This is a genomic window from Enterobacter cloacae complex sp. CARB60, assembly GCF_036487345.1.
Taxonomy (GTDB): Bacteria; Pseudomonadota; Gammaproteobacteria; order Enterobacterales; family Enterobacteriaceae; genus Enterobacter; species Enterobacter asburiae_D.
Genome location: NZ_JAZKLC010000002.1, coordinates 116,069 through 139,046 on the forward strand (window position 1 = coordinate 116,069; position 22,978 = coordinate 139,046).

21 protein-coding genes are annotated in these 22,978 nt (G+C 56.5%); 8 read left to right on the forward strand and 13 right to left on the reverse strand.

From position 1 onward, the window contains the following. Positions 1–12: 12 nt before the first annotated feature. Positions 13–942, reverse strand: a complete 930-nt coding sequence (locus V4835_RS01485; protein ID WP_331411052.1) for a sugar kinase — start codon at positions 940–942, stop codon at positions 13–15. A gap of 229 nt (positions 943–1,171) precedes the next feature. Between V4835_RS01485 and pdeH the strand changes: the two genes are divergently transcribed. Both pdeH and V4835_RS01495 read left to right on the forward strand, forming a co-directional pair. Then, complete coding sequence (gene pdeH, locus V4835_RS01490; RefSeq protein ID WP_063145651.1) at positions 1,172–1,945, forward strand: cyclic-guanylate-specific phosphodiesterase; 774 nt, start codon at positions 1,172–1,174, stop codon at positions 1,943–1,945. A 65-nt stretch (positions 1,946–2,010) separates the two neighbouring features. Continuing rightward, positions 2,011–4,053: an AsmA family protein gene (locus tag V4835_RS01495; RefSeq protein WP_331411053.1), complete on the forward strand. Its 2,043-nt coding sequence runs from the start codon at positions 2,011–2,013 to the stop codon at positions 4,051–4,053. Between the two features lie 92 nt (positions 4,054–4,145). Here the strand turns inward: V4835_RS01495 and V4835_RS01500 are convergent, their stop codons facing one another. From V4835_RS01500 to V4835_RS01510, 3 genes are all read right to left on the reverse strand, one after another. Next, positions 4,146–5,468, reverse strand: coding sequence for an MFS transporter (locus V4835_RS01500; protein ID WP_063144297.1), 1,323 nt, complete (start codon positions 5,466–5,468; stop codon positions 4,146–4,148). Positions 5,469–5,728: 260 nt separating this feature from the next. Continuing rightward, positions 5,729–6,754, reverse strand: coding sequence for an inner membrane protein YhjD (yhjD, locus tag V4835_RS01505; RefSeq protein WP_331411054.1), 1,026 nt, complete (start codon positions 6,752–6,754; stop codon positions 5,729–5,731). 52 nt (positions 6,755–6,806) lie between these two features. Further along, positions 6,807–7,706 carry a LysR family transcriptional regulator gene (locus V4835_RS01510; protein WP_331411055.1) on the reverse strand — a complete coding sequence of 300 codons (900 nt, stop codon included), beginning with the start codon at positions 7,704–7,706 and terminating at the stop codon, positions 6,807–6,809. Between the two features lie 119 nt (positions 7,707–7,825). Between V4835_RS01510 and V4835_RS01515 the strand changes: the two genes are divergently transcribed. Both V4835_RS01515 and V4835_RS01520 read left to right on the forward strand, forming a co-directional pair. Next, positions 7,826–8,584 carry an SDR family NAD(P)-dependent oxidoreductase gene (locus tag V4835_RS01515; protein ID WP_063144295.1) on the forward strand — a complete coding sequence of 253 codons (759 nt, stop codon included), beginning with the start codon at positions 7,826–7,828 and terminating at the stop codon, positions 8,582–8,584. Between the two features lie 173 nt (positions 8,585–8,757). Further along, on the forward strand, positions 8,758–9,360 hold the full coding sequence (locus V4835_RS01520; RefSeq protein ID WP_331411056.1) for a response regulator transcription factor: 603 nt from the start codon (positions 8,758–8,760) through the stop codon (positions 9,358–9,360). Here V4835_RS01520 and V4835_RS01525 read toward each other — a convergent pair. Both V4835_RS01525 and V4835_RS01530 read right to left on the reverse strand, forming a co-directional pair. Then, on the reverse strand, positions 9,339–9,677 hold the full coding sequence (locus V4835_RS01525) for a lysozyme (protein ID WP_063144293.1): 339 nt from the start codon (positions 9,675–9,677) through the stop codon (positions 9,339–9,341). The genes V4835_RS01520 and V4835_RS01525 overlap by 22 nt on opposite strands. 71 nt (positions 9,678–9,748) lie before the next feature. Further along, positions 9,749–10,288: a GNAT family N-acetyltransferase gene (locus V4835_RS01530; protein WP_331411057.1), complete on the reverse strand. Its 540-nt coding sequence runs from the start codon at positions 10,286–10,288 to the stop codon at positions 9,749–9,751. A gap of 148 nt (positions 10,289–10,436) precedes the next feature. On the opposite strand from V4835_RS01530, the gene V4835_RS01535 reads away from it, so the two are divergent. Continuing rightward, a complete protein-coding gene (locus V4835_RS01535; protein WP_331411059.1) occupies positions 10,437–12,026 on the forward strand; it encodes an STY4199 family HEPN domain-containing protein in 1,590 nt (529 codons plus the stop codon). Between the two features lie 127 nt (positions 12,027–12,153). On the opposite strand, the gene V4835_RS01540 is transcribed toward V4835_RS01535, so the two are convergent. From V4835_RS01540 to V4835_RS01550, 3 genes are all read right to left on the reverse strand, one after another. Then, entirely contained in the window at positions 12,154–13,803 is a 1,650-nt protein-coding gene (locus V4835_RS01540; RefSeq protein ID WP_063144290.1) for an alpha,alpha-trehalase, read from the reverse strand. A gap of 183 nt (positions 13,804–13,986) precedes the next feature. Further along, positions 13,987–15,339 (reverse strand): glutathione-disulfide reductase, encoded by a 1,353-nt coding sequence (gene gorA, locus V4835_RS01545; protein WP_063144289.1) that lies wholly within the window; start codon positions 15,337–15,339, stop codon positions 13,987–13,989. Positions 15,340–15,410: 71 nt separating this feature from the next. Then, complete coding sequence (locus V4835_RS01550) at positions 15,411–16,253, reverse strand: 23S rRNA (adenine(2030)-N(6))-methyltransferase RlmJ (RefSeq protein ID WP_023333753.1); 843 nt, start codon at positions 16,251–16,253, stop codon at positions 15,411–15,413. Between the two features lie 207 nt (positions 16,254–16,460). Here V4835_RS01550 and prlC point away from each other — a divergent pair, with 207 nt between their 5' ends. Together prlC and rsmJ are read left to right on the forward strand one after the other, a co-directional pair. Beyond that, complete coding sequence (prlC, locus tag V4835_RS01555; RefSeq protein WP_331411060.1) at positions 16,461–18,503, forward strand: oligopeptidase A; 2,043 nt, start codon at positions 16,461–16,463, stop codon at positions 18,501–18,503. A 7-nt stretch (positions 18,504–18,510) separates the two neighbouring features. Further along, a complete protein-coding gene (gene rsmJ, locus V4835_RS01560) occupies positions 18,511–19,263 on the forward strand; it encodes a 16S rRNA (guanine(1516)-N(2))-methyltransferase RsmJ (protein WP_331411061.1) in 753 nt (250 codons plus the stop codon). 98 nt (positions 19,264–19,361) lie between these two features. Here the strand turns inward: rsmJ and uspA are convergent, their stop codons facing one another. Beyond that, a complete protein-coding gene (gene uspA, locus V4835_RS01565) occupies positions 19,362–19,799 on the reverse strand; it encodes a universal stress protein UspA (RefSeq protein WP_003861223.1) in 438 nt (145 codons plus the stop codon). A gap of 283 nt (positions 19,800–20,082) precedes the next feature. On the opposite strand from uspA, the gene uspB reads away from it, so the two are divergent. After that, on the forward strand, positions 20,083–20,418 hold the full coding sequence (uspB, locus tag V4835_RS01570) for a universal stress protein UspB (protein WP_003861224.1): 336 nt from the start codon (positions 20,083–20,085) through the stop codon (positions 20,416–20,418). Positions 20,419–20,461: 43 nt separating this feature from the next. Here the strand turns inward: uspB and V4835_RS01575 are convergent, their stop codons facing one another. From V4835_RS01575 to pitA, 3 genes are all read right to left on the reverse strand, one after another. Continuing rightward, positions 20,462–20,869, reverse strand: a complete 408-nt coding sequence (locus V4835_RS01575) for a hypothetical protein (RefSeq protein WP_331411062.1) — start codon at positions 20,867–20,869, stop codon at positions 20,462–20,464. Continuing rightward, a complete protein-coding gene (locus V4835_RS01580; protein WP_029740249.1) occupies positions 20,847–21,236 on the reverse strand; it encodes a polymorphic toxin type 44 domain-containing protein in 390 nt (129 codons plus the stop codon). The genes V4835_RS01575 and V4835_RS01580 overlap by 23 nt, the downstream gene beginning before the upstream one ends. A 175-nt stretch (positions 21,237–21,411) precedes the next feature. Next, positions 21,412–22,911 carry an inorganic phosphate transporter PitA gene (pitA, locus tag V4835_RS01585; protein ID WP_045327197.1) on the reverse strand — a complete coding sequence of 500 codons (1,500 nt, stop codon included), beginning with the start codon at positions 22,909–22,911 and terminating at the stop codon, positions 21,412–21,414. Between the last annotated feature and the right edge of the window lie 67 nt (positions 22,912–22,978).

Here is a 22,978-nt window from a genome sequence, read left to right on the forward strand (position 1 = left end):
CCCACACCCTACTTAAACAGGCATCGCCTCGCGCGGAATAATCGCCCCGCGATACTGAATCACCGTGCTGGCCGTCAGGTGCCCACGCTGTGCCGCCGCTTCCGGCGTTCCACCCGTCAGACGTACCGCCAGATAGCCCGCGCTGAATGAATCGCCTGCCGCCGTGGTATCAATCACCTTCTCTTTGGCAAGCTTCACCGCCGGCACGTCAACCAGCGCTTCCCCCGCCACCGCAACCAGGCACGAATCCGCACCGCGCTTAATCACCACTTCGCTCACGCCTGCCGCCTGCGTGCGTGCAATCACGTCCGCTACCGGTTTCTCACCCCACAGAGCGTCTTCATCGTCGAGCGTCAGGAAGGCGATGTCGGTGCACTGCAGCATCTGTTGGTAGACCTGCTGCGTCTCTTCGCGGCTGGCCCACAGGCGCGGGCGGTAGTTGTTATCGAAAATAACCTTCCCGCCGTTTGCACGGCATTCGCGAAGCAGCGAGAGCAGCTTTTCTCGGCTGGCGGGGCTTAAAATCGCCAGGCTAATGCCGCTCAGATAGAGATAGTCAAATGTCGCCAGCTCTTCGCAGATGGCCGCGGCCGCGTCGCTCTCCAGCCAGAATTTGGCCGCGGCTTCGTTACGCCAGTAATAAAACGTGCGTTCGCCGGTGCTGTCGGTTTCGATGTAATAAAGCCCCGGAAGGCGGTTTTCCATACGCTGAATCAGCGACGTTTCAACATGTTCACTCTGCCAGGCCTCCAGCATTTGCTGGCTGAAGCTGTCCGTTCCCAGAGCGGTAACGTAGTTCACGGTGAGCGCGTCAGGCGCAACCTGACGGGCAATGTAAACCGAGGTGTTTAACGTATCGCCACCAAATCCGCGGCTGACTTCCGCGCCTTTTTGTGACAGCTCAATCATACATTCGCCAATCACGGCAATTTTTTTGGACATAGTCGTGAACCTGAACAGAAGAATTATCAGCAGTGTGCGCTGAGTGAATTAACCGGTCAACTATATTAAAACAACGTTCCATTATTTTATTTGAGCCAGCGCGTGTTCCCGCCTATTTCTGTCATCTTAATTTCATTTTCCCGGTGAATTGAACATAAAGTTCTCAATTATCGCGCCGATAATCCTGTGACGAGTCCAGAAAGGCTATCCCAACAACAGGACATCTGAAATGAAGTCAGAGCAGGTTATCCAGCGGCTGAGCACTACGCCTGAGGCAAGTATTGAGAACTTGCAGGAGCATCGCTACTGGCTGCAATGTGAGCGTGCGTACACCTATCAGCCGATCTATCGAACAGATGGTCGACTGATGGCAATTGAAATTTTGACCGTCGTTACGCACCCCTCAAACCCTACTCAGCGCATCGCGCCGGATCGCTATTTTGCCGAAGTTGCCGTTCGCCAGCGTCTGGACGTGCTGGAAGAGCAGCTTCGTATGCTGGCGACGAAGCAGTCCTTTTTCGAACAGCATAATATCCTCGCCTCGGTGAACGTCGATGGCCCAACCCTGCTGGCGCTGCGCCAGAACGCGAAATTGCAGGAGCTGATCGCCACTCTGCCGTGGATGCGTTTTGAGCTGGTGGAGCATGTCCGCCTGCCGCAGGATTCCTCGTTTGCTTCAATATGCGAATACGGCCCGCTGTGGCTGGATGACTTTGGCACCGGCATGGCGAATTTTTCCGCCCTGAGTGAAGTACGCTACGACTACATTAAAGTGGCCCGCGATCTGTTCATTATGCTGCGTCAGACCCCGGAAGGGCGGAATCTGTTTACGCTGTTATTACAGCTGATGAACCGCTATTGCCAGGGCGTGATTGTTGAAGGTGTGGAAACGCTGGAAGAGTGGCGCGATGTGCAAAACTCTCCCGCAGCGGCGGCGCAAGGCTATTATCTCTCTCGCCCGGTACCCATGGATCGCCTCGATAACGTTATAACGACCCTCTGATAAGCCCGCTTCCCTTTGTCTGGACTATAGTTTTACAGAACAGGTCATCAGGAAAGGGGATAAAAATGACAAGAACAACCAGGGTAATCTCCTGGACAGCAGGGATTTTCTTGTTGTTGATCGTGGTCGTCGCCATCATTATTGCGACGTTTGACTGGAACCGTCTCAAGCCGACCATCAACCAGAAAGTCTCAACCGAACTGAACCGGCCCTTCGCCATACGCGGGGATTTAGGGGTGGTGTGGGAGCGTCAGAAAGAGGAGCCCGGCTGGCGAAGCTGGATCCCCTGGCCACACGTCCATGCCGACGACATCATCCTCGGCAACCCGCCGGATATCCCGGACGTCACAATGATCCACCTGCCGCGCGTTGAAGCCACGCTGGCTCCGCTGGCGCTCCTCACCAAAACGGTCTATCTGCCGTGGATCAAGCTTCAGCAGCCCGATGCGCGCCTGATCCGACTCTCAGAAAAAAACAACAACTGGACGTTTAACCTTGCCAGCGACGGCGAAAAGGATCCGAATGCCCAGCCGTCTTCCTGGTCATTCCGTCTCGACAATATTCTCTTCGATCGCGGACGGATCGCCATCGACGATAAGGTCAGCAAGGCGGATGTGGAGATCCTGGTCGATCCGCTGGGCAAACCGCTGCCGTTTAGCGAGGTTACGGGCACGAAAGCAAAAGGCGACGCGGCAAGCGTAGGTGACTATGTCTTCGGCCTGACGGCAAAAGGACGCTACAACGATCAGCCACTCAGCGGTAAAGGGAAAATAGGCGGTATGCTGGCGCTGCGGAGCGAAGGCACGCCTTTCCCGGTGCAGGCGGACTTCCGTTCCGGTAACACCCGCGTGGCGTTCGTGGGCACGGTCAACGACCCGATGAACATGGGCGGCGTCGACCTTCAGCTCAAATTTGCCGGTGATTCGCTGGGCGAGCTGTATGACCTGACCGGCGTACTGCTGCCGGATACCCCGCCGTTCGAAACGGACGGGCATCTGGTCGCCAAAATCGACACCGAAAAATCGTCCGTTTTTGACTACCGGGATTTCAACGGCCGCATCGGCGACAGTGACATCCACGGCACGCTGACCTACACCACCGGAAAACCGCGCCCGAAACTGGAAGGGGATGTTGAGTCTCGTCAGCTGCGTCTGGCCGACCTGGGCCCGCTGATCGGCGTCGATTCCGGTAAAGGTACGAAGTCAAAAGAGGTGAAGAAAGATCTCCAGCCAGCCGGGAAAGTGCTGCCCTATGACCGCTTTGAGACGGATAAGTGGGACGTGATGGACGCGGACGTGCGCTTCAAAGGTAGAAAAATTGAACATGGCAGTACGTTGCCCATCAGCAATCTTTCGACCCATATTCTCCTCAAAAACGCCGACCTGCGCCTGCAGCCGCTGAAGTTCGGCATGGCGGGCGGAACGATCTCCTCGAACATTCACCTGGAAGGCGATAAGAAGCCGATGCAGGGGCGGGCGGAGATCCAGGCGCGTCGATTGAAGCTGAAAGAGCTGATGCCGAACGTAGAGTTGATGCAGAAAACCCTCGGTGAAATGAACGGTGATGCCGACATTCGCGGCGTGGGGAACTCAGTAGCGGCGCTGCTGGGCAGCGGCAATGGTAACCTGAAGCTGCTGATGAACGACGGGCTGGTGAGCCGAAACCTGATGGAGATCCTGGGGCTGAACGTGGGTAATTTCGTTATCGGGCAGATCTTCGGTGATGACGAGGTGCGGGTGAACTGCGCGGCGGCCAATCTGGATCTGGTTAACGGCGTGGCGCGCCCGCAGATTTTTGCCTTCGATACGGAAAACGCGGTGATTAACGTGACCGGTACCGCCAGCATGGCCTCGGAGCAGCTTGATCTGACGATTGACCCGGAAAGTAAGGGGATCCGTATCATCACCCTGCGCTCGCCGCTTTACGTGCGCGGGACCTTCAAAAATCCGCAGGCGGGCGTGAAGCCCGGTCCGCTGATTGCGCGTGGCGCGGTGGCAGCGGCGCTTGCGACGCTGGTTACCCCAGCCGCCGCGCTGCTGGCGTTGATTTCACCGTCAGAAGGCGAAGCGAATCAGTGCCGGAATATTTTGTCGCAGATGAAGAAGTAAGGTGCGGCCTGTTTCGCCGGGTGGCGCTGCGCTTACCCGGCCTACATTTGAATCGTAGGCCGGGTAAGGCGTAGCCGCCGCCCGGCATTAGCTTACAGAGCCTGGTGCTTAGTTTCGTGCGTCAGCAGCAGCGCAATCAGCGTCAGCGCCGCCATGGCCGCCAGATAGACGCCTACATAGAACAGACCGTAGTTCGCCTGCAGCCAGGTGGCGATATACGGCGCAACGGACGCGCCCAGAATAGACGAGACGTTATAAGAGAAAGAAGCACCGGTATAACGCACTTCCGTCGGGAACAGTTCCGGCAGCAGCGCGCCCATCGGGCCGAAGGTCAGACCCATCAGGCTCAGGCCAATCAGCAGATAGGCCATCACCAGCGCCGGGCTACCGGAACCCAGCAGCGGCGGGAAGACGAACAGGGCAAACAGAATGATCAGCGTGGTGATCGTAATCATGCTCGCACGACGACCGAATTTATCCGCCAGCAGGCCCGCAATCGGTACCATCACGCCAAACCCTATCACCGCCATCATCAGCATCCACAGCACTTCGTTACGCGGCAGCCCCAGCCCAACCGGCGCGGCGGTGGTACTGAACGTCATGGAGTAGACGGTCATGATGTAGAACAGCGTATAGGTTGCCAGCATGATAAACGTGCCCAGCACGGTCACGCGGACGTGTTTGGTCAGCAGCGTACCCAGCGGCACTTTCACCTGCTTGTTCGCCGCGGCCACTTTCGCGAAAACTGGGGTTTCATGCAGAGAAACGCGCACATACAGGCCAATCAGCACCAGCACGGCTGAGAAGATAAACGGAATACGCCAGCCCCAGCTCATGAACTGCTCATCCGTCAGCAGCCAGGAGAGCAGCAGGAACGTCCCGTTGGCAAAGAAGAAGCCAATCGGTGCGCCAAGCTGCGGGAATGAGCCATACAGCGCGCGCTTGCGCGCCGGAGCGTTCTCGGTGGCCAGCAGCGCCGCGCCGCCCCATTCACCGCCCAGGCCCAGACCCTGACCAAAACGCGCCAGCGCCAGCAGGACCGGCGCCAGAATGCCGATGGTTTCATAGGTCGGCAGCAGACCAATGGCCACGGTGGAGATACCCATCGTCAGCAGCGAGGCCACGAGGGTGACTTTGCGGCCAATGCGATCGCCAAAGTGTCCAAACAGCGCAGAGCCAATCGGACGCGCAACAAACGCGATGGCAAAGGTCGCCAGAGACTGCAGCGTGGCCGCCGTCGGATCGCCCTGCGGGAAGAAAATATGCGGGAAGACGATGACCGCGGCGGTGGCATAAATATAAAAGTCGAAGAACTCAATGGCGGTGCCAATCAGCGATGCGACGACAACTTTATTGCGCGAGTTTACCGGAACGTTTTCCGTTCCCGAGTCGAGTGTGGTGGCTGTTGCTTGCATAATATTTTCTTATTTTTGTCGAACGAAAGGCCATATTACGCACAGCAAAAGCGACATTTCAATCTGTAACAAAGCCGCGCGCTGGTGATAAAAGCAACAAAAAGCGGATAATTTTCAGTCCAGCCAAAACACGTCTATGAAATGCTTCACAGATTTTAAATATCAGTCAATTAAACTGGTTTTCGGTTAAATAAAAGTTACGGACTGGATTTATATGCTGAAATGATGAATCGGGCTGAAATTTCAGCCCGAGAGCGGGGTTACCGGTGCGTTTTGCCCGGCATTCGCGGGTCGTCTTTGTACTCGGCGGTGGCAATCCACGCCGCGCAGAACAGGGTTAAACGCGCGAAGAAGTAGAAGAACGCCATCAGCCCCAGCACCGAGCCAAACGCCGCGCCGGAAGGGGATTTAACCAGTGACGGTAAGGTGTAAGTCATCACGATTTTGATGACCTCAAAGCCGATCGCCGCAATCAACGTGCCGCGGATCAGCGCCTTCTTGCGCGGACGATGGCGGGGCAAGCGCCAGAAGATCCAGAAGAAGAGCAGGTAGTTGGCGAAGATGGAAATGGCCAGCCCAATGCCGCGCCAGGCGGGCTTCAGCCAGTCGATGTAATCAAGGTAAAGCGCGGAGATGATCATCTGCTGCGCCGAGCCCGCCACGGAGGTAATGGAAAGCGTCACGATGAGCGCGACGAGCAGGCCAATCAGCGAAACAAAATCGCGGAGATACTTAATCCAAATTTTCTCCTGGTCCTGCGGCTTACGCTCCCAGACGTCGCGCGACTGGGCGCGAATGGCCTCGCGCAGGTTGCCCATCCAGTTAACGCCGGAGTATAGGGCAATCAGCAAACCGACGATGCCGACGGTAGTACGCTGCTGAACGGCGGTATTGATGGTGCTTTTGAGCGTGCTGGCCAGGGTCGGGTCACTGACGTTATTCAGGATCTTATTGAAGATATCCTGCAGCAGCGTCGGGTGCGACGCGAGCACAAAACCTGCCGCTGCAAACGACACCATCAGGATCGGGATCATCGACAGGAAGGAAAAATAGGTGATGGCGGCACCAAACTGGTTTCCCATGCGGTCATTAAAACGCTCGGTTGCGCGTATCAGATGCGCAACCATGGGAAACTGCTGAATTCTCGCGGCGAGGCCGGTGACGGTCCCCAGCGCTTTGCTGGTGGTGCCTGGCGAGGTGGCCTCTTCAGGCCCGGTTTCCATCTTTTTGACGGGCTCATACTCTAATTGTTGGGTGGGTCGTTGCGGGTTGTTTTCCGGCGTCACGCGTCTTTTCCTTTTCGTTGAGCTGGATGTGTTTTTGAATTATAGCTTGCGACTAGTCCACGTAAGCTTTTGTGAGTTCGGTTAGCCACTCCATGAACAGATGGACCCGTCGGGAGAGGTTGCGGCGGTGGGGATAAATCAGGGAGACAGGCATCGGTTCGGCCCGGTATTGCGGGAGGATCTCAATCAGCTTCTTTGTGCGCAGTAAATCACGCACCCCAACCCGAGGAACCTGAATAATGCCCAGCCCGGCGAGGCAGGCAGCCTGGTAAGTTTCCGTGCTGTTGACGGTTAACACCCCGCCCGTTTTTATCCACTGGGTCGCACTGCCGTTATAAAACTCAAAGCCCTGCGGGCGGGTTCCCAGCATCGCGGCGTAGTGGATCACGGCGTGCGAGCCTAAATCGTCCAACGTTTCCGGGTAGCCAAAACGCGCCAGATAATCCGGGCTGGCGCAGTTAATCACCGACAGCTTGCCCAGCGGGCGGGCAATCAGCCCTGAATCCTTCAGCGCGCCGACGCGGACGACGCAATCAAACCCTTCACGGATCACATCCACCAGGCGATCGCTGCTGCTGAGTTCCAGTTCAATGCCCGGATAGTGCTGCAGAAAAGCAGGCAGTTTGGGGATGACTAAATTTCGAGCAATGCCGACGGGCATATCCACGCGGAGACGGCCGCTGATGCTGGAGGGATCGTGCTGAAACATGCCGTCGAGTTCATCAAGGTTTGCCAGCAGATCTTTTGCCCGCTCGTAATAGACCATGCCGTCCTGCGTCAGGCTGACGCGGCGCGTGGTGCGGTGCAATAGCTGGGTGCCAAGCCGGTTTTCCAGGGCCTGAATTTGTCGTGAAACGCTGCCTTTCGGCAGGGTTAATGTTTCGGCCGCGCGGGAAAAACTCTCGAGTTCCGCGACGCGGACGAATAGCTGCATTGCTTGAATTTTATCCATAGAGGAAGCTCATTGTTGTTGCTGCTGAAACAGTGAAGCGTTTTAACCCATCTTTATTGATTTTCTATCACCTAATAAGCTCTTTCTCAATCTCCTTAACAGCCAAAACGAGGTATATGATGAGTGAACGTATCGCATTAGTGACGGGTGGTAGCCGCGGTCTGGGTAAAAACGCTGCGTTAAAGCTGGCGGCGGACGGCACGGGAATCGTCCTGACATACAACCGTAGCCAGCAGGAAGCGCTGGACGTTGTGCATGAAATTCAGCAAAAAGGCGTCAACGCAGCGGCATTACAGCTGAACGTCGGGGATATCGCGAGTTTTGATAATTTTGCCCGACAGCTTCAGGACACCCTTAAAACCGTCTGGCAGCGTGAAACCTTTGACTATTTATTGAACAACGCCGGGACGGGTTTATATGCGCCCTATACCGACACGACGGAAGCCCAGTTTGATGAGGCGCTGAACATTCATTTCAAAGGACCTTTCTTCCTGACCCAGCGCCTGCTGCCGCTGCTTAACGACGGGGGACGGATCCTCAACGTCTCCAGCGGGCTGGCTCGCTTTACCCAGCCGGGCTCAGGGACCTACGCGGCCATGAAGGGGGCGATGGAAGTGCTGACGCGTTATCAGGCGAAAGAGCTGGGGGCGCGCGGGATCGCCGTCAATATCATCGCGCCGGGCGCGATTGAAACTGACTTTGGCGGCGGACGCGTGCGCGACAACGCGGAGCTGAATCAGCTGCTGGCCTCGCAGACGGCGCTGGGACGGGTAGGGCTGCCGGACGATATTGGCGATGCCGTTGCGGCATTGCTCAGCGATAAGCTGGGCTGGATGAATGCGCAACGTATTGAAGTGTCAGGCGGTATGTTCCTGTGATGCACGCGCGTAAGGGGAAGGAACCCCTTAAGGAAATCCTTAACATGAATGTGTCTAAATACGGGCAGATATAAAGAACTCGGGGGGATTTGTAACGTCTCCATTCGTTGAGTTTTTTCTTAAATCACCCCTCTGTAGAATCCCTCTTCGCTATTCTCAGAGGGAGAAAAACGATGCGAGTAATCATGTTTGACAGGCATTCACTTTTTATTCACGGAGCGATACACAGTCTTCAGGCGCTAATTCCGGAAATAGATATGACAGGGACCTGTCAGGCAGACGATTTATGGGCGCAGGTTTCCGCTTCACCGTCAGCTATCGTCATGATTGACGGGAACGTAATCCAGGACGACGGGATCGCTTTGCTGGAAGAGATGCTGCAACGCTTTCCGGCGATACGCGTGATTCTGATTTTGGCGAAAAAAGAGGCCAGATGGGTTGAGCAATTGCGGCAGCGAAACGTTATGGCCATCATTCCCCGAAATGCCCACCCCGAGCGGTTTTCCGCCGTGCTGGATTCAGTGTCCAGAGGGATGGTCTGTTTTCCCGGAGAGTGGGTCAGCCTGCCGTCGTCGCCTCAGGCGTTATTATCCCTTAGCGAGCGTCAGCGCGACGTGTTGAAATTGCTGGCGGCGGGGGAGTCAAACAAAGAGATTGGACGCAATCTCAACATCAGTGCGGCCACGGTAAAAGCGCACCTCGAGGCGCTTTTCCGGCGGCTGGAGGTAAAAAACAGAACGCAGGCTGCCATGTACTATACCCGTGCAACGGCCTGAAAAATCGCGTTTGGGAGCGAAGGCATCTCGCCGAAGCTGAATATCATCATAACCAGCGCATCATGCTGCTGTTGGGTTAAAGGATGCGTCACACTTTCCCGCAGCAGCGCCTCACACAGCTGAATATCGTCATGCAGCAAATCTTCTGCCTCGGCAGGCGTGATGGGACCGCGAAAATGCGCCCGATCGCGGATCTCGTGACCATAGCCGATAACCCATAATCCGTTTTCGTCACGATATTTCTCAAGAGAAAGACCCTGATGTTTTTTTATTAACGCAATGGCGGCAGAAGATATTTTCAGCGCATGACCTTTCATATTCGTTTCCTCTTAATAGCGACACTGTAGAGGAAACGACGTTCGAGATATATCCGCCAAATGGCTGTTGATCAGGAATTATTATTCAGGTATTCCTGCTGTAATAAACCAAATAACCAGTCATTTTGCCAGCGCCCCGCAAGGTAATAGCTCTCGCGTAATTCGCCTTCCAGGCGAAAGCGGGCTTTTTCCAGCAGGCGTCTTGAAGCGGTATTCCCCGCGGTAACGGTAGCGGTGAGTCGACGTATACCGCCCTGATGAAAAGCGTAATCACAAAGCGCGTTCAGGGACTCAAAGCCGTAACCATTCCCCTGCGCCTCGGGTGCGAAAAGGAAGCCTACTTCGGCACAGTCCTCCTCCCGATGAATATACCCGGTAACGCCCAGCGGGGCCTGGGAGTCGGTGTCTCGCACGACGAGACAAAGCCAGTGCGCACTGCCCGGTGACCAGGGCGTCAGGCGCGAATCAAACGCCTCGCGGATCGCCGCGACGGGGCGGTCTTCCGCCACAAAGCGCATGACGTCGGGATGCTGCTGTAGCGCCAGAAAAAAGGGCCAGTCTTGTTCCTGCAGGGGCGAACAGGTAAGGCGAGGGGTAATTAAAACTGGCATTCAGATTCTCCTGAAACATTTTAAATGATTTTAGGGTTGTCACTTTATTTCAACAGAAAGTCAGGTATGGTTAACCGCGTATAAATAAAAAGAAAAAAGGCCGTCTCGTGCCCATTTCGGATGTCTTCGTTGTCGCTTAAGGAAAACAATGACTCTCAGCACATCACATCATATTCGCGAACAGTTCGAACACTGTCTGGCGGTCATTCGCCATGCGTCGGTGGAAATTTTACTTCTTCTGAATGTACATGCTTCTGAGGGCAAAGATCCACGCTGGTTCCTGGAACAACTCGACAGCGCGCGATTGGCTCTGGGCGGCTGGGGAGCCGTTGCGAAAAAACTCAACCTGAATGATGCCGAGATGTCGGAATTTACGCTCCAGCTGCGCCTGCTGCAGCAGCGCGTTCCGCAGTATGAAAGCGGACAGGATGTGAGTGAAAACCAGCTTATTGCGGCGATGCGGTTTGTGACCGCGCTGGAACACCTTCGCCTGCAGCAGCCGCTGTTGACCTACAGCACGGACCTGGCGCCGGGAAGCGAACTTCAGCAGCAGCAGGCGCAAAAGCAGGTACGCGCGATTGAGCTGATGATTAAAGGGCTCATCCAGCAGGCCTGGCCCGATCAGGTGCGGTTGAACAACCATCTTAAGACCCTGTTTAACGCTGACCGCGTACGGCGCTGGCTGAAGCTTGGTGAGATCAACGATGTTCTGAGCGGCATGATGTTCAGTGAACTGGCGCAGATGCTGGTGGATAAAAAAGAGTTCAGCCGCTATTACGCTTCGCTGTTCAGCGACCCGTCCATGCTGACGCTGCTGGTTGAACCGCGTAAAACTCTGCAAACCTTCCTCGACGACATTCGGCAAATCCGCAACAGCATCACCGTTCAGAAAACGTTAAGCTCGGCGCAAATTCAGCTGCTGGATAACTACTACGCGCAGATCGCGCGGCCCGTTCAGCGCGCATTTGAAGAGGGGAGAACGCGCGTCAATCCGGCCGGATTTATGGCGGTAGATGCCAGCGAACTGCATACCTTCTGGGAAAAGGCGCAGAAAATGGATCGGGTCACCGGTGGGGATCTGTTTGAAGTCCGTGACACCATTGAAAAGCCGACCCAGCGCGCGCCGCGTAGCCCCGAACAGCGCGAGCAGCTTATTTCCGGTGCGCTATGGGGGGCGGTTGGCGTCATGGTGATTGCCATCGTGGCGGGGGGATTCTGGCTGGTGACCAGCAGCAAACCGCAGCCTGCGACCGCCAGCGCGGCTGAAGCGGCTCCTCCGCAGGAAATGCGCGAGACGCCTTCCTCGCGCGAAACGCTCACGCGCATGGGGGTGACCTGGGACGAGAACAATTTCCGCTCAGCCATTAACCGCAACGATACCCGCGTGACCCTGCTGTTTTTGCAGGGCGGTATGGACTGGAAGCTCTCCTGGACCGAAGAGGCGATGTCGGCAGGCTATGACGATGTGCTGGAGCTGATGTTACGCTACCGGCAGAACATGGTGGAAGAGAAGCCGTGTCGCCGCTTTATCAACACGCTCAGCCACGCCATGTCGAACGGCGAGTCTCTGACCTCGGTACGTAAAGAGTATCTCAAAGCGTTCTGCACCGTGCCTGCCGTGGTGAAACGCCAGCAGCACGATCTCGACATGGCCACACGGCGCGCGCAGTCACAGCCGGATGCCGCCACGAAAAAATGGCAGTCCATTCAGACTGCCATTTATGAGGTGATTCGCTAAAATTTTTCCCCTCACCCCAGCCCTCTCCCCAAAGGGGCGAGGGAGATAAAGAGCGCACCGTGCAGTCCCCTCTCCCCTCTGGGGAGAGGGTTAGGGTGAGGGGTGAGGGCACCAGACCGCACTCCCCTTAAGGCTCCCCATACAACCCAATTAGCCGCCGCACCACGCCGTTCGTCCAGCCGAAACCGTCCTGCAGCGGATACTCACCCCCGCCACCTTCTCGCGGCGTACTGCTGGCGATGTGGTACTTCTCAATCAGCTTATGATGCGTCTGATAAAAATGGTTCACCGTATGCAGCCAGCTCCAGGCGATCTCATCGCCCAGCGAATCGTTGCCGTACTGCTTGAACCCCTGAATCGCCATCCACTGCAGCGGCGCCCAGCCGTTGGGTTTATCCCACTGCTCGCCGGTTTCGTACTCGGTCGCCAGAATTCCGCCCGGCGTCAGCAGCCGCGCTTTGACCGCGTCAGACAGGCGCTCGGCCTGCTCGTGCGTCGCCATGCCAACGTACAGCGGTACAATGCTGGCTGCCGAGAACAGCGCCTGTTCCTCGCGACGCCAGTCGTAATCGCGGTAACAGCCGCTCTCCTCGTCCCACAGATAGCGGTTCACCGCCGCGCGGCGATCGTTGGCTTTCTGGCGGAACACCTCTGCCGTCTCTTTATCCCCTTTCGACGCCGAGATGTTGGCAATAGCGCTTTCCAGCTTAAACAGGAAGGCGTTTAGGTCGATGGGGATAAACTGCGTGGTACGGATGCTGGCGAGCCGCGACGGATCGCGCAGCCAGCGGGACGAATAATCCCAGCCGGACGCCGCCCCCGCGCGCAGATCGCGATACACCTCGTTGGGCGGACGACCCGAGTGGCGGGCCGTTTCCACGTCCTCAATCCACGATTCGTCGCGCGGGGTATCACGGTCGTCCCAGTAGCGGTTGAGCAGCGAGCCGTCCGGCATGCGCACGGCGCTGCGGTAGGCCTGGTTAAGCAGCAGCGACTCCGCGCCGTCCATCCAGAAGGCGTACTCCATTTTGAGGTGGTCCAGATAGCGTTTCGCACCGCGCACGCCGTCCTCCTCGAACAGCTCCACCATCAGGGCAAAGACCGGCGGCTGCGAGCGGCTGAGATAATAGGTGCGGTTGCCGTTGGGGATATGCCCGTAGCGCTCAATCAGCCAGGCGAAGTTGTCCGCCATACATTTGAGCAGATCGTTACGGCCACTCTCCGCCAGCCCCAGCATGGAGAAATAGGAATCCCAGTAGTAGGTCTCGCTGAATCGCCCGCCGGGGACGATATAGGCCTGCGGCAGCGCCAGCAGAGAAGACCAGGGAATATGATCCTGCGGCTCGCGCGTCAGCACCGGCCACAGGTTATCAATGTGCTCTTTCAGGGAAAGGCCCGGGTCGGAGACATATTCTGTGCCGTACGTTTCCGGCATCCAGAAGTGGTTCTCCACAAACTGACGCAGGTCGAAATCCCGGTGGCGTCTGACCTTGCGGTAGCGGATCAGGATATCCAGCGGATCCATCTTCGGCGCGCAGTCGGGGAAGGTTTTACTGTCCGCAAACAGCCGCGACGACTGCACGTGCTCGAACAGTTCAAGATAGCGGTCTGCGGGCGTCAACGCATCGGAGGCGGGTAGCCCCTCGATCATTTCGGGTTCCGGCTCCGCCTCAATCATTTCATCCAGTTTCAACTCGCAGGGATCGGTCTCGTAGCGCAGCTCTTCTGCAATCTCGAACTCGATGTTCTCGGTAGCCTGTAGTTTCTGGTTGAACATGGTGATAGGGACCTCCGGTTGTGTGGTCAAAAGACAGGTTTATCCGGGCGTCTTATAAGCGTAGACATTCGCTTCGGTAGTTGGGGAGGGATATGTGCGGTAGATCACTATTTTCGGAGCATTCGTTTTGCAACGATTTATGAATGTTAAAAAAAAATGCCCCTCGAGGGAGGGGCATCAGAATTAACGCATGGTCACAAACTCTTCTGCGGCCGTCGGGTGGATTGCCACCGTGTTGTCGAAGTCTTTCTTCGTTGCGCCCATCTTCAGCGCCACGGCGAAGCCCTGCAGGATCTCGTCCATGCCGAAGCCGATGCCGTGGATGCCGACAATCTTCTCTTCCGGGCCCACACATACCAGCTTCATGCGGCACGGCTGACGGTGCGAGGTGACGGCGGTATACATCGCGGTGAAGGCCGATTTATACACTTTCACCTGGTCGTCGCCATACTGCTCGCGCGCCTGCGGCTCGGTTAAGCCGACGGTGCCGATTGGCGGGTGGCTGAAGACTACGGTTGGGATAAGGTTGTAATCCAGATGCTCGTCCGGCTTGTTGTTAAACAGGCGCTCGGAGAGACGACGGCCCGCCGCAACGGCCACCGGCGTCAGCTCAACCGCACCGGTGTTATCGCCGACCGCATAAATGCCCGGTACGCTGGTGTTCTGGAATTTATCGACGACGATATAGCCTTTTTCGTCGGTTTTCACGCCGGTCACGCCCAGGTTGAAGTTATCGTTCGCCGGTTCACGGCCAATCGCCCAGATCAGGCAGTCGACGGTCTGGCTGCGGCCATCTTCCAGCTCAAGCGTCAGGCTGCCGTCCGCGTTTTTCACGACCGCTTTTGGCACGGCGTTGGTGTGCAGGGTCGGGCCTTCGGCGTTCATCACTTCAACCAGCGTGTCGACGATCAGCGGGTCAAAGCTGCGCAGCGGCGCGTGTTTACGTACGAACAGGTGCGCCTCAGCGCCCAGGCCGTTAATCACCCCGGCCAGTTCCACCGCGATGTAACCCGCGCCCACAACGGCAACGCGCTTAGGCAGGGCAGGCAGCTCGAAGAAGCCGTCGGAGTCGATGCCGTATTCCACGCCCGGGATGTTCGGGTGGCTCGGACGACCGCCGGTGGCGATCAGGATGCGATCGGCGGTGATCGTCTCGCCGTTCACTTCGATCGTTTTCGCGTCCACAAAGCGGGCGAAGCCGTGGATGACGTCAACGTTATTTTTACCCAGCACGTTGTCGTACGAGGTGTGAATACGGTCAATGTAGGCGGTACGGCTGGCGATCAGTTTGTCCCAGTCGAAGTGGTTGATGGTGGTGTCAAAGCCGTAGTCCGGGCCATACATATGGATAGCTTCACGGATCTGCGCCGCATGCCACATCACTTTCTTCGGTACACAACCCACGTTCACGCAGGTGCCGCCCAGCGCTTTGGCTTCAATCAGCGCGCACTTCTGGCCGTACATGGCCGCACGGTTGATGGAGGCGATGCCGCCGCTGCCGCCGCCGATTGCGATGTAGTCATAATGCTTAGTCATAGCTTTTGTCCTTAATCGTGAATTGCCGCGATTGTATACCTGAAATCAATAGTTTCCACCGATGGCTGCGATTACTCCGGCACGATCCAACTGACCGTGGCGTGGCCTGTACCCGCTGGCACCAGCGTTTTATGCAGCCACGGCAGCACGTTGTTCATCTGCGCTTCGAGCTTCCACGGCGGGTTGATCACAATCATCCCGGAGGCGGTCATGCCGCGCTGATCGCTGTCCGGACGAACCGCCAGCTCAATCTGCAGGATTTTGCGGATGCCGGTCGCTTCCAGGTCTTTGATCATGCGTTTGATTTGCGCGCGCAGCACCACCGGATACCACAGGGCGTATGTCCCGGTGGCGAAGCGTTTGTAGCCTTCGTGGATACCGGTCACCACCGCCTGATAGTCGGTTTTGATTTCGTACGGCGGGTCGATCAGCACCAGGCCGCGACGGGAAACCGGCGGCAGCTTGGCTTTCAGCTGCTGGTAACCGTCGGATTTTTCCACGCGTGCGCGGCTGTCTTTCTGAAATTCAGAACGCAGCAGCGGGAAATCGCTCGGATGCAGCTCGGTCAACTGGAGGCTGTCCTGCTCGCGCAGCAGCTGGCGTGCAATCAGCGGCGAGCCCGGGTAGTAGCGCAGCTGGCCGTTGCGGTTGAAGTGATTTACCACGCCGATGTACGGCTCCAGCTCGGCAGGCAGATCGTCCTGCTGCCAGATGCGGGCAATCCCTTCCAGATATTCACCGGTACGCTCGGCATGCTCGCCGCTCAGCTGATAACGGCCCGCGCCCGCGTGCGTGTCCAGATAGAGAAACGGCTTCTCTTTCTCTTTGAGCGATTCGATGATCAGGCTCTGAACGGTGTGTTTAAGGACGTCGGCGTGGTTGCCTGCGTGGAAGCTGTGGCGATAACTGAGCATGGGTAATGATATTCCGCTGAAGTGACGATTTGCCACAGTTTACAGCAGAACGGCGCAGATTACCCGTAGGCCCGGTAAGCGCAGTGCCACCGGGCGTTTTTCGACAACCTTCGGCATTGAAATCCTCTACACTTAACCCCATTCTAGATCCCATATGCACAGCGCCGGATGCGCGCTTCATTCACCTATTTCAACAGGACAGCGTTTATGACCAATCCATTACTGACGCCTTTTTCGTTGCCGCCGTTTTCTAAAATCCTCCCTGAGCATGTGGTTCCAGCCGTTACGCAATCGCTGGACAACTGCCGCGCGGCGGTAGAAAACGTGGTAGCGCAGTGCGCGCCGTACACCTGGGAAAATCTGTGTCAGCCGCTGGCCGAAGTGGACGACGTGCTGGGGCGTATCTTTTCCCCGGTGAGCCACCTGAACTCGGTAAAAAACAGCCCGGAACTGCGCGAAGCCTACGAACAGACCCTGCCGCTGCTCTCTGAGTACAGCACCTGGGTCGGCCAGCACGAAGGGCTGTACAAAGCCTACCGCGACCTGCGCGACGGCGACCATTATGCCGAACTGAACACGGCGCAGAAAAAATCGGTCGATAACGCCCTGCGTGATTTTGAGCTGTCCGGGATTGGCCTGCCAAAAGAGAAGCAGACCCGCTACGGTGAAATTGCCGCGCGCCTGTCCGAGCTGGGCAACCAGTACAGCAACAACGTGCTCGACGCCACCATGGGCTGGACGAAGCTGATTACCGACGAAGCGGAGCTGGCGGGTATGCCGGAAAGCGCGCTGGCGGCGGCAAAAGCCCAGGCCGAGGCGAAAGAGCAGGACGGTTTCCTGTTAACGCTGGATATCCCGAGCTATCTGCCGGTGATGACCTACTGCGACAACCAGGCGCTGCGCGAAGAGATGTACCGCGCGTACAGCACCCGCGCCTCCGATCAGGGGCCGAATGCCGGTAAGTGGGACAACAGCCCGGTCATGGCGGAAATCCTCGCCCTGCGTCACGAGCTGGCACAGCTGCTGGGCTTCGAAAACTACGCCGATAAATCCCTCGCCACCAAAATGGCGGAGAACCCGCAGCAGGTACTCGACTTCCTGACCGATCTGGCGAAACGCGCCCGTCCTCAGGGTGAGAAAGAGCTGGCCCAGCTGCGCGCCTTCGCGAAAGCGGAGTTCGGCGTGGACGAGCTGCAGCCGTGGGATATCGCCTACTACAGCGAAAAACAGAAGCAACACCTCTACAGCATCAGCGACGAGCAGCTGCGCCCGTACTTCCCGGAAAACAAAGCCGTTAACGGCCTGTTCGAAGTGGTGAAACGCATCTATGGTATCACCGCCAAAGAGCGTACCGACATCGACGTCTGGCACCCGGACGTGCGCTTCTTCGAACTGTATGACGAGAAAAACGAACTGCGCGGCAGCTTCTACCTCGATCTCTACGCGCGTGAGAACAAGCGCGGCGGGGCGTGGATGGACGACTGCGTGGGCCAGATGCGTAAAGCCGACGGCTCTCTGCAGAAGCCGGTCGCCTACCTGACCTGTAACTTTAACCGCCCGGTCAGCGGCAAACCGGCGCTGTTCACCCACGACGAAGTGATCACCCTGTTCCACGAGTTCGGTCACGGTCTGCACCACATGCTGACCCGCATCGAAACCGCAGGCGTGGCCGGTATCAGCGGCGTGCCGTGGGATGCGGTCGAGCTGCCAAGCCAGTTTATGGAAAACTGGTGCTGGGAGCCGGACGCGCTGGCGTTTATCTCCGGCCACTATGAGACCGGCGAACCGCTGCCGAAAGAGCTGCTGGATAAAATGCTGGCTGCGAAAAACTACCAGGCGGCGATGTTCATCCTGCGTCAGCTGGAGTTCGGCCTGTTCGACTTCCGCCTGCACGCCGAGTTTAGCCCGGAGCAGGGTGCGAAAATCCTTGAAACTCTGGGCGAGATTAAAAAGCAGGTTGCCGTTATTCCAGGGCCAACCTGGGGCCGCTTCCCGCACGCCTTCAGCCACATCTTCGCTGGCGGCTACGCGGCGGGTTACTACAGCTACCTGTGGGCCGACGTGCTGGCGGCAGATGCCTTCTCTCGCTTCGAAGAAGAGGGGATCTTCAACCGCGAAACGGGTCAGTCGTTCCTCGATAACATCCTGACCCGCGGCGGGTCTGAAGAACCAATGGTGCTGTTCAAACGCTTCCGCGGGCGCGAGCCGCAGCTGGATGCGATGCTTGAGCATTACGGGATCAAAGGCTGATTGTTACGTGAAGATCTGCCTAGTGGATGAAACGGGCGCCGGAGACGGCGCCTTATCTGTTCTGGCGGCCCGCTGGGGGCTGGAGCACGATGAAGAAAACCTGATGGCGCTGGTGATGACGCCAGCGCACCTTGAATTACGCAAGCGCGACGAACCGAAGCTCGGCGGGATTTTTGTCGACTTTGTCGGCGGCGCGATGGCGCACCGGCGCAAGTTCGGCGGCGGTCGCGGCGAGGCGGTGGCTAAAGCGGTCGGCATCAAAGGGAGCTATCTTCCGGACGTGGTCGATGCCACGGCGGGGTTAGGGCGTGATGCCTTTGTGCTGGCGTCTGTCGGCTGCCGCGTGCGGATGCTGGAGCGTAATCCGGTGGTGGCTGCGCTGCTCGACGATGGGCTAGCGCGGGGCTATGCGGACCCGGAAATCGGCCCGTGGCTGCAGGAACGACTACAGCTGATCCACGCGTCCAGCCTGACGGCGCTGACCGACATCACCCCGCGCCCGCAGGTGGTCTATCTCGACCCCATGTTCCCGCATAAGCAGAAAAGCGCGCTGGTGAAGAAAGAGATGCGGGTGTTTCAGTCGCTGGTGGGGCCGGATTTGGATGCCGATGGCCTGCTGGAGCCGGCTCGTCAGCTCGCGACGAAGCGGGTGGTGGTAAAGCGCCCGGACTATGCGCCGCCGCTGGCGGACGTTGCGACCACTAACGCGGTGACCACTAAAGGACACCGGTTTGATATTTATCCGGGTACGCCGGAATAAAAAAAGCCGGGTGGCGGCTTCGCCTTACCCGGCCTACGTCCTCGATCTATTTCCCTCTCCCTGTGGGAGAGGGTTAGGGTGAGGGGAATTTAACGCGCTTACTCGTCTTCTTCGTCACGCAGTGGAACAATCAGCATATCCACGTGAACGGTGTTAATCAGCTGGCGCGCTGAAGACATCAGCTTGCTCCAGAAGTCCTGATGGTGACCGCACACCACCAGGTCCATGTCGTATTTCTTGATCGCATCAACCAGCACCTGGCCCAGATCGCCGCTGCCGCTCAGGGTTTCGGTAATCGGATAACCTGCGTTGGTGGACAGTTCGCTCAGGGCGTGGTGAGTCTCTTCGGAGATGCGTTTCTGCATATCGCCGAGATTCACGTCGATCAGACCGGTATAGAGGTCGGAGTAATTCACGTCAACGTGGATCAGCGAAACTTTCGCATTGTAGGGGCGTGCCATGGATACCGCTTTATCAACCAGCACTTTGCTCTCCGGGGAGAGGTCTACCGCGATGAGAATGTGTTTGTAAGCCATAGTGTTACTCCTTCCTTAAGTTATCGATGACTAAATGGGAAAGCCGTCGTCTGATGCTTTCATTACGGCCCAGTTAAACATATTTTTCAAGCTTTGGTGTTGATAACGATTAACCTTGTGGCAAAAAAATTAACGGATCTCCTACACTATTAAATGAGCCGTTCGGATATTAAAACGCGAACCGGATCGACTTTTGGTCATTCTTTCACTGAACTGTCTGTCAGGGCATTGGGGTGCGGTAGCTCAGGAGCCTTGCTTCGTGGGCGGACGCCGGGGAGGATGTATGATTAGCACCGTCGCATTGTTTTGGGCGTTATGCGTGGTTTGCATAGTGAATATGGCGCGCTACTTCTCATCGTTACGTGCGCTGTTAGTGGTACTTCGTGGTTGCGATCCGTTGCTTTATCAGTATGTGGACGGTGGAGGATTCTTCACCTCGCATGGACAGCCCAGCAAGCAGATGCGTCTGGTGGGATACATCTACTACCAGCGCTACCGCGATCATCACGATGAAGAGTTTATTCGTCGCTGCGAGCGCCTGCGTCGTCAGTTCATTTTGACCAGCGCCCTGTGCGGGCTGGTCGTAGTCAGTATGATTGCATTGATGATTTGGCACTGAGCACCACAGCAGGCGGGGTCAGCCCCGCCTTCTTTCCTCTGGCTCAGAGCTTAACCGTGAACCGGAGATCGGAGATATCGCTCTCAATCGAAATAACCTTCCCGCTATAGGTGATCTTAACTTCTCCGTTTGTATCAATGCTGGCCGCGGTAATCGTACCTGTACCTTCAATGACAGGATGCTTCATGGTCAGTTGACGGATAATGTCGGTATCTTTTCCTGCTATTTCCCCCGAAAGATAGTAACGGTAGATTGGTGGTACGGTTGTGCCACCCTGATTGTTCACGGTCATATAGAGCCAGACGCTATCGGATAATTTATAAACGCGCTGTAGCTCATCGCTATCTCGCTGATTGGGCTGATGGTTTAACCAGAGAAATCCAATGACCAGAACCAGAAGCGAAACGGTAACAAGGCGATGAATCCATTTAATAGCCGTTTTGAATGGCATACTCTATTCCTTCTCTGATGTTGCGCTGGTCCGTTGGGTCGTCTCCGTAAGGAGGCTTTTCGTACCATTTTCCCCATTCCGGTTTTGAGGTACCTGCCCGACCTTGAGCCCAGCCTGCGCCCATAAGAAGGATGTTTGCAGGGATCCCTGCCGCAGTACCTGCGGCTCCGAAGTTGAAGTTACCAAATGCAGCAAAATAAGGGTCGAATTTTTTATAATCCCAAGGACCACCATTTCGGACTTTTTGGTAGAACCAATAATACGTTGAGGGCGTGGCCATATTGCGTGACATTCCGTTAAGGCGTGCCTCACGCATATTGTTCGCTATAACGATTGAACCCGGTCCTGAGATAGGGACAGAAGCCATACATTCTCCTTTGTCTGGATTTTTCTTCTGGCCGCCATGATAGTTTTTTCTGTGTCTTAAAATTGAACAAAAAATGTTCAGAAAATCCTCATGTTATCAAACACTTCATGGCAAATAGCAGCCATAAAAAAAAGCGGGTCAGTTTCCTGACCCGCTTTTTGTCGCCTTCAACCGATTAAATCAGCTTCAGCGAAATCCAGTACAAACCGCCAGACAGCAGGATAGAGGCCGGAAGGGTGAACACCCAGGCCATCAGAATGTTGGTTACGGTTTTGCGCTGCAGGCCGCCACCGTCAACAATCATGGTACCTGCCACGGACGAAGAGAGTACGTGGGTGGTGGATACCGGCATACCGGTGTAGCTCGCCAGACCGATAGACACTGCCGCCGTCATCTGCGCGGACATACCCTGCGCATAGGTCATGCCTTTCTTACCGATCTTCTCGCCGATGGTGGTCGCCACGCGACGCCAGCCAATCATCGTACCGATACCCAGCGCCAGCGCGACGGCCATGATGATCCAGATTGGCGCGTACTCGATGGTGTTGAGCATATCGCCTTTCAGTTTCTTCAGGAGACGCTGGTCGTCAGCATTCACGTCAGGCAGCTTCGCCACTTTATCCGTCACATCAGAGATGCACAGCATAATGCGACGCAGCTGACCACGCTGCTCTACGGTCAGTTTGTCATAGCTTTCGATATTGCCCAGCATGCCTTTCGCACGTTCCAGCGCGTTAATCGCGTTTGCCGGATGGCAGTGGAACTCACCAGGTGCAGTCGCGGCACCCGCTTCCGGAGAAGGGATTAACTGGTCAACGCCGGTCGCCTTCTTCAGCAGATCGGGATGCTGCTGGAAGTAGGTTTCGACGTTGTTGACCGCATCGCGGGTACGGGTGATTTCGTAGCCGGAAGCATTCATGTTGACCACGAATCCCGCCGGTGCGACGCCAATCAGTACCAGCATCACCAGACCAATGCCTTTCTGACCATCGTTCGCGCCGTGTGAGAAAGCCACGCCGATAGCGGAAATGATCAGGGCAATACGCGTCCAGAATGGCGGCTTTTTCTTGCCGTCTTTCTTTTCACGCTCTGCTGGCGTCAGGTGAATACGGGAGCGTTTTTTAGTATTGCTCCAGTAACGACGCAGGATGAAGATCAGCCCGCCAGCCACCACCAGACCCACGATAGGGGAGACGATGAGTGAGGCGAAGATCCCCAGTACTTTCGGGATATTTAACGCATCAACAACCGATGTACCGGTCATGAGGGCATTCGTTAACCCGATACCGATAATCGCGCCGATGAGGGTGTGAGAACTGGATGCAGGCAGGCCGAAATACCAGGTACCGAGGTTCCAGATAATTGCAGCAAGCAGCATTGAGAACACCATAGCGAGGCCATGGCCAGAACTTACGTTAAGCAGCAGATCCGTTGGCAGCATATGCACAATGGCATACGCAACGCTCAGTCCGCCCAGGAGGACACCAAAAAAGTTAAATACCGCCGCCATAACAACCGCAAGCTGCGATCGCATTGCGCGAGTGTAGATAACCGTCGCTACTGCGTTTGCAGTGTCGTGGAAGCCGTTGATCGCTTCGTAAAACAGTACAAAAACCAGAGCAAGCAATAATAAAAGCCCGGTATGTAAATCCAGGCCGGCAAACAAATGTAGCATAGGACGTTACGCCATTTTGAGGACATGAACGCGGCGCATTATCCAGGACAAATGCACGGCGGGCAAA

Bases quoted from the DNA above. Each gene is read 5' to 3' on its own strand.
- V4835_RS01485 (WP_331411052.1), bottom strand. From the start codon at position 942: ATGTCCAAAAAAATTGCCGTGATTGGCGAATGTATGATTGAGCTGTCA.
- pdeH (WP_063145651.1), top strand. From the start codon at position 1,172: ATGAAGTCAGAGCAGGTTATCCAGCGGCTGAGCACTACGCCTGAGGCA.
- V4835_RS01495 (WP_331411053.1), top strand. From the start codon at position 2,011: ATGACAAGAACAACCAGGGTAATCTCCTGGACAGCAGGGATTTTCTTG.
- V4835_RS01500 (WP_063144297.1), bottom strand. From the start codon at position 5,468: ATGCAAGCAACAGCCACCACACTCGACTCGGGAACGGAAAACGTTCCG.
- V4835_RS01510 (WP_331411055.1), bottom strand. From the start codon at position 7,706: ATGGATAAAATTCAAGCAATGCAGCTATTCGTCCGCGTCGCGGAACTC.
- V4835_RS01515 (WP_063144295.1), top strand. From the start codon at position 7,826: ATGAGTGAACGTATCGCATTAGTGACGGGTGGTAGCCGCGGTCTGGGT.
- V4835_RS01520 (WP_331411056.1), top strand. From the start codon at position 8,758: ATGCGAGTAATCATGTTTGACAGGCATTCACTTTTTATTCACGGAGCG.
- V4835_RS01525 (WP_063144293.1), bottom strand. From the start codon at position 9,677: ATGAAAGGTCATGCGCTGAAAATATCTTCTGCCGCCATTGCGTTAATA.
- V4835_RS01530 (WP_331411057.1), bottom strand. From the start codon at position 10,288: ATGCCAGTTTTAATTACCCCTCGCCTTACCTGTTCGCCCCTGCAGGAA.
- V4835_RS01535 (WP_331411059.1), top strand. From the start codon at position 10,437: ATGACTCTCAGCACATCACATCATATTCGCGAACAGTTCGAACACTGT.
- V4835_RS01540 (WP_063144290.1), bottom strand. From the start codon at position 13,803: ATGTTCAACCAGAAACTACAGGCTACCGAGAACATCGAGTTCGAGATT.
- gorA (WP_063144289.1), bottom strand. From the start codon at position 15,339: ATGACTAAGCATTATGACTACATCGCAATCGGCGGCGGCAGCGGCGGC.
- V4835_RS01550 (WP_023333753.1), bottom strand. From the start codon at position 16,253: ATGCTCAGTTATCGCCACAGCTTCCACGCAGGCAACCACGCCGACGTC.
- prlC (WP_331411060.1), top strand. From the start codon at position 16,461: ATGACCAATCCATTACTGACGCCTTTTTCGTTGCCGCCGTTTTCTAAA.
- uspA (WP_003861223.1), bottom strand. From the start codon at position 19,799: ATGGCTTACAAACACATTCTCATCGCGGTAGACCTCTCCCCGGAGAGC.
- uspB (WP_003861224.1), top strand. From the start codon at position 20,083: ATGATTAGCACCGTCGCATTGTTTTGGGCGTTATGCGTGGTTTGCATA.
- V4835_RS01575 (WP_331411062.1), bottom strand. From the start codon at position 20,869: ATGCCATTCAAAACGGCTATTAAATGGATTCATCGCCTTGTTACCGTT.
- V4835_RS01580 (WP_029740249.1), bottom strand. From the start codon at position 21,236: ATGGCTTCTGTCCCTATCTCAGGACCGGGTTCAATCGTTATAGCGAAC.
- pitA (WP_045327197.1), bottom strand. From the start codon at position 22,911: ATGCTACATTTGTTTGCCGGCCTGGATTTACATACCGGGCTTTTATTA.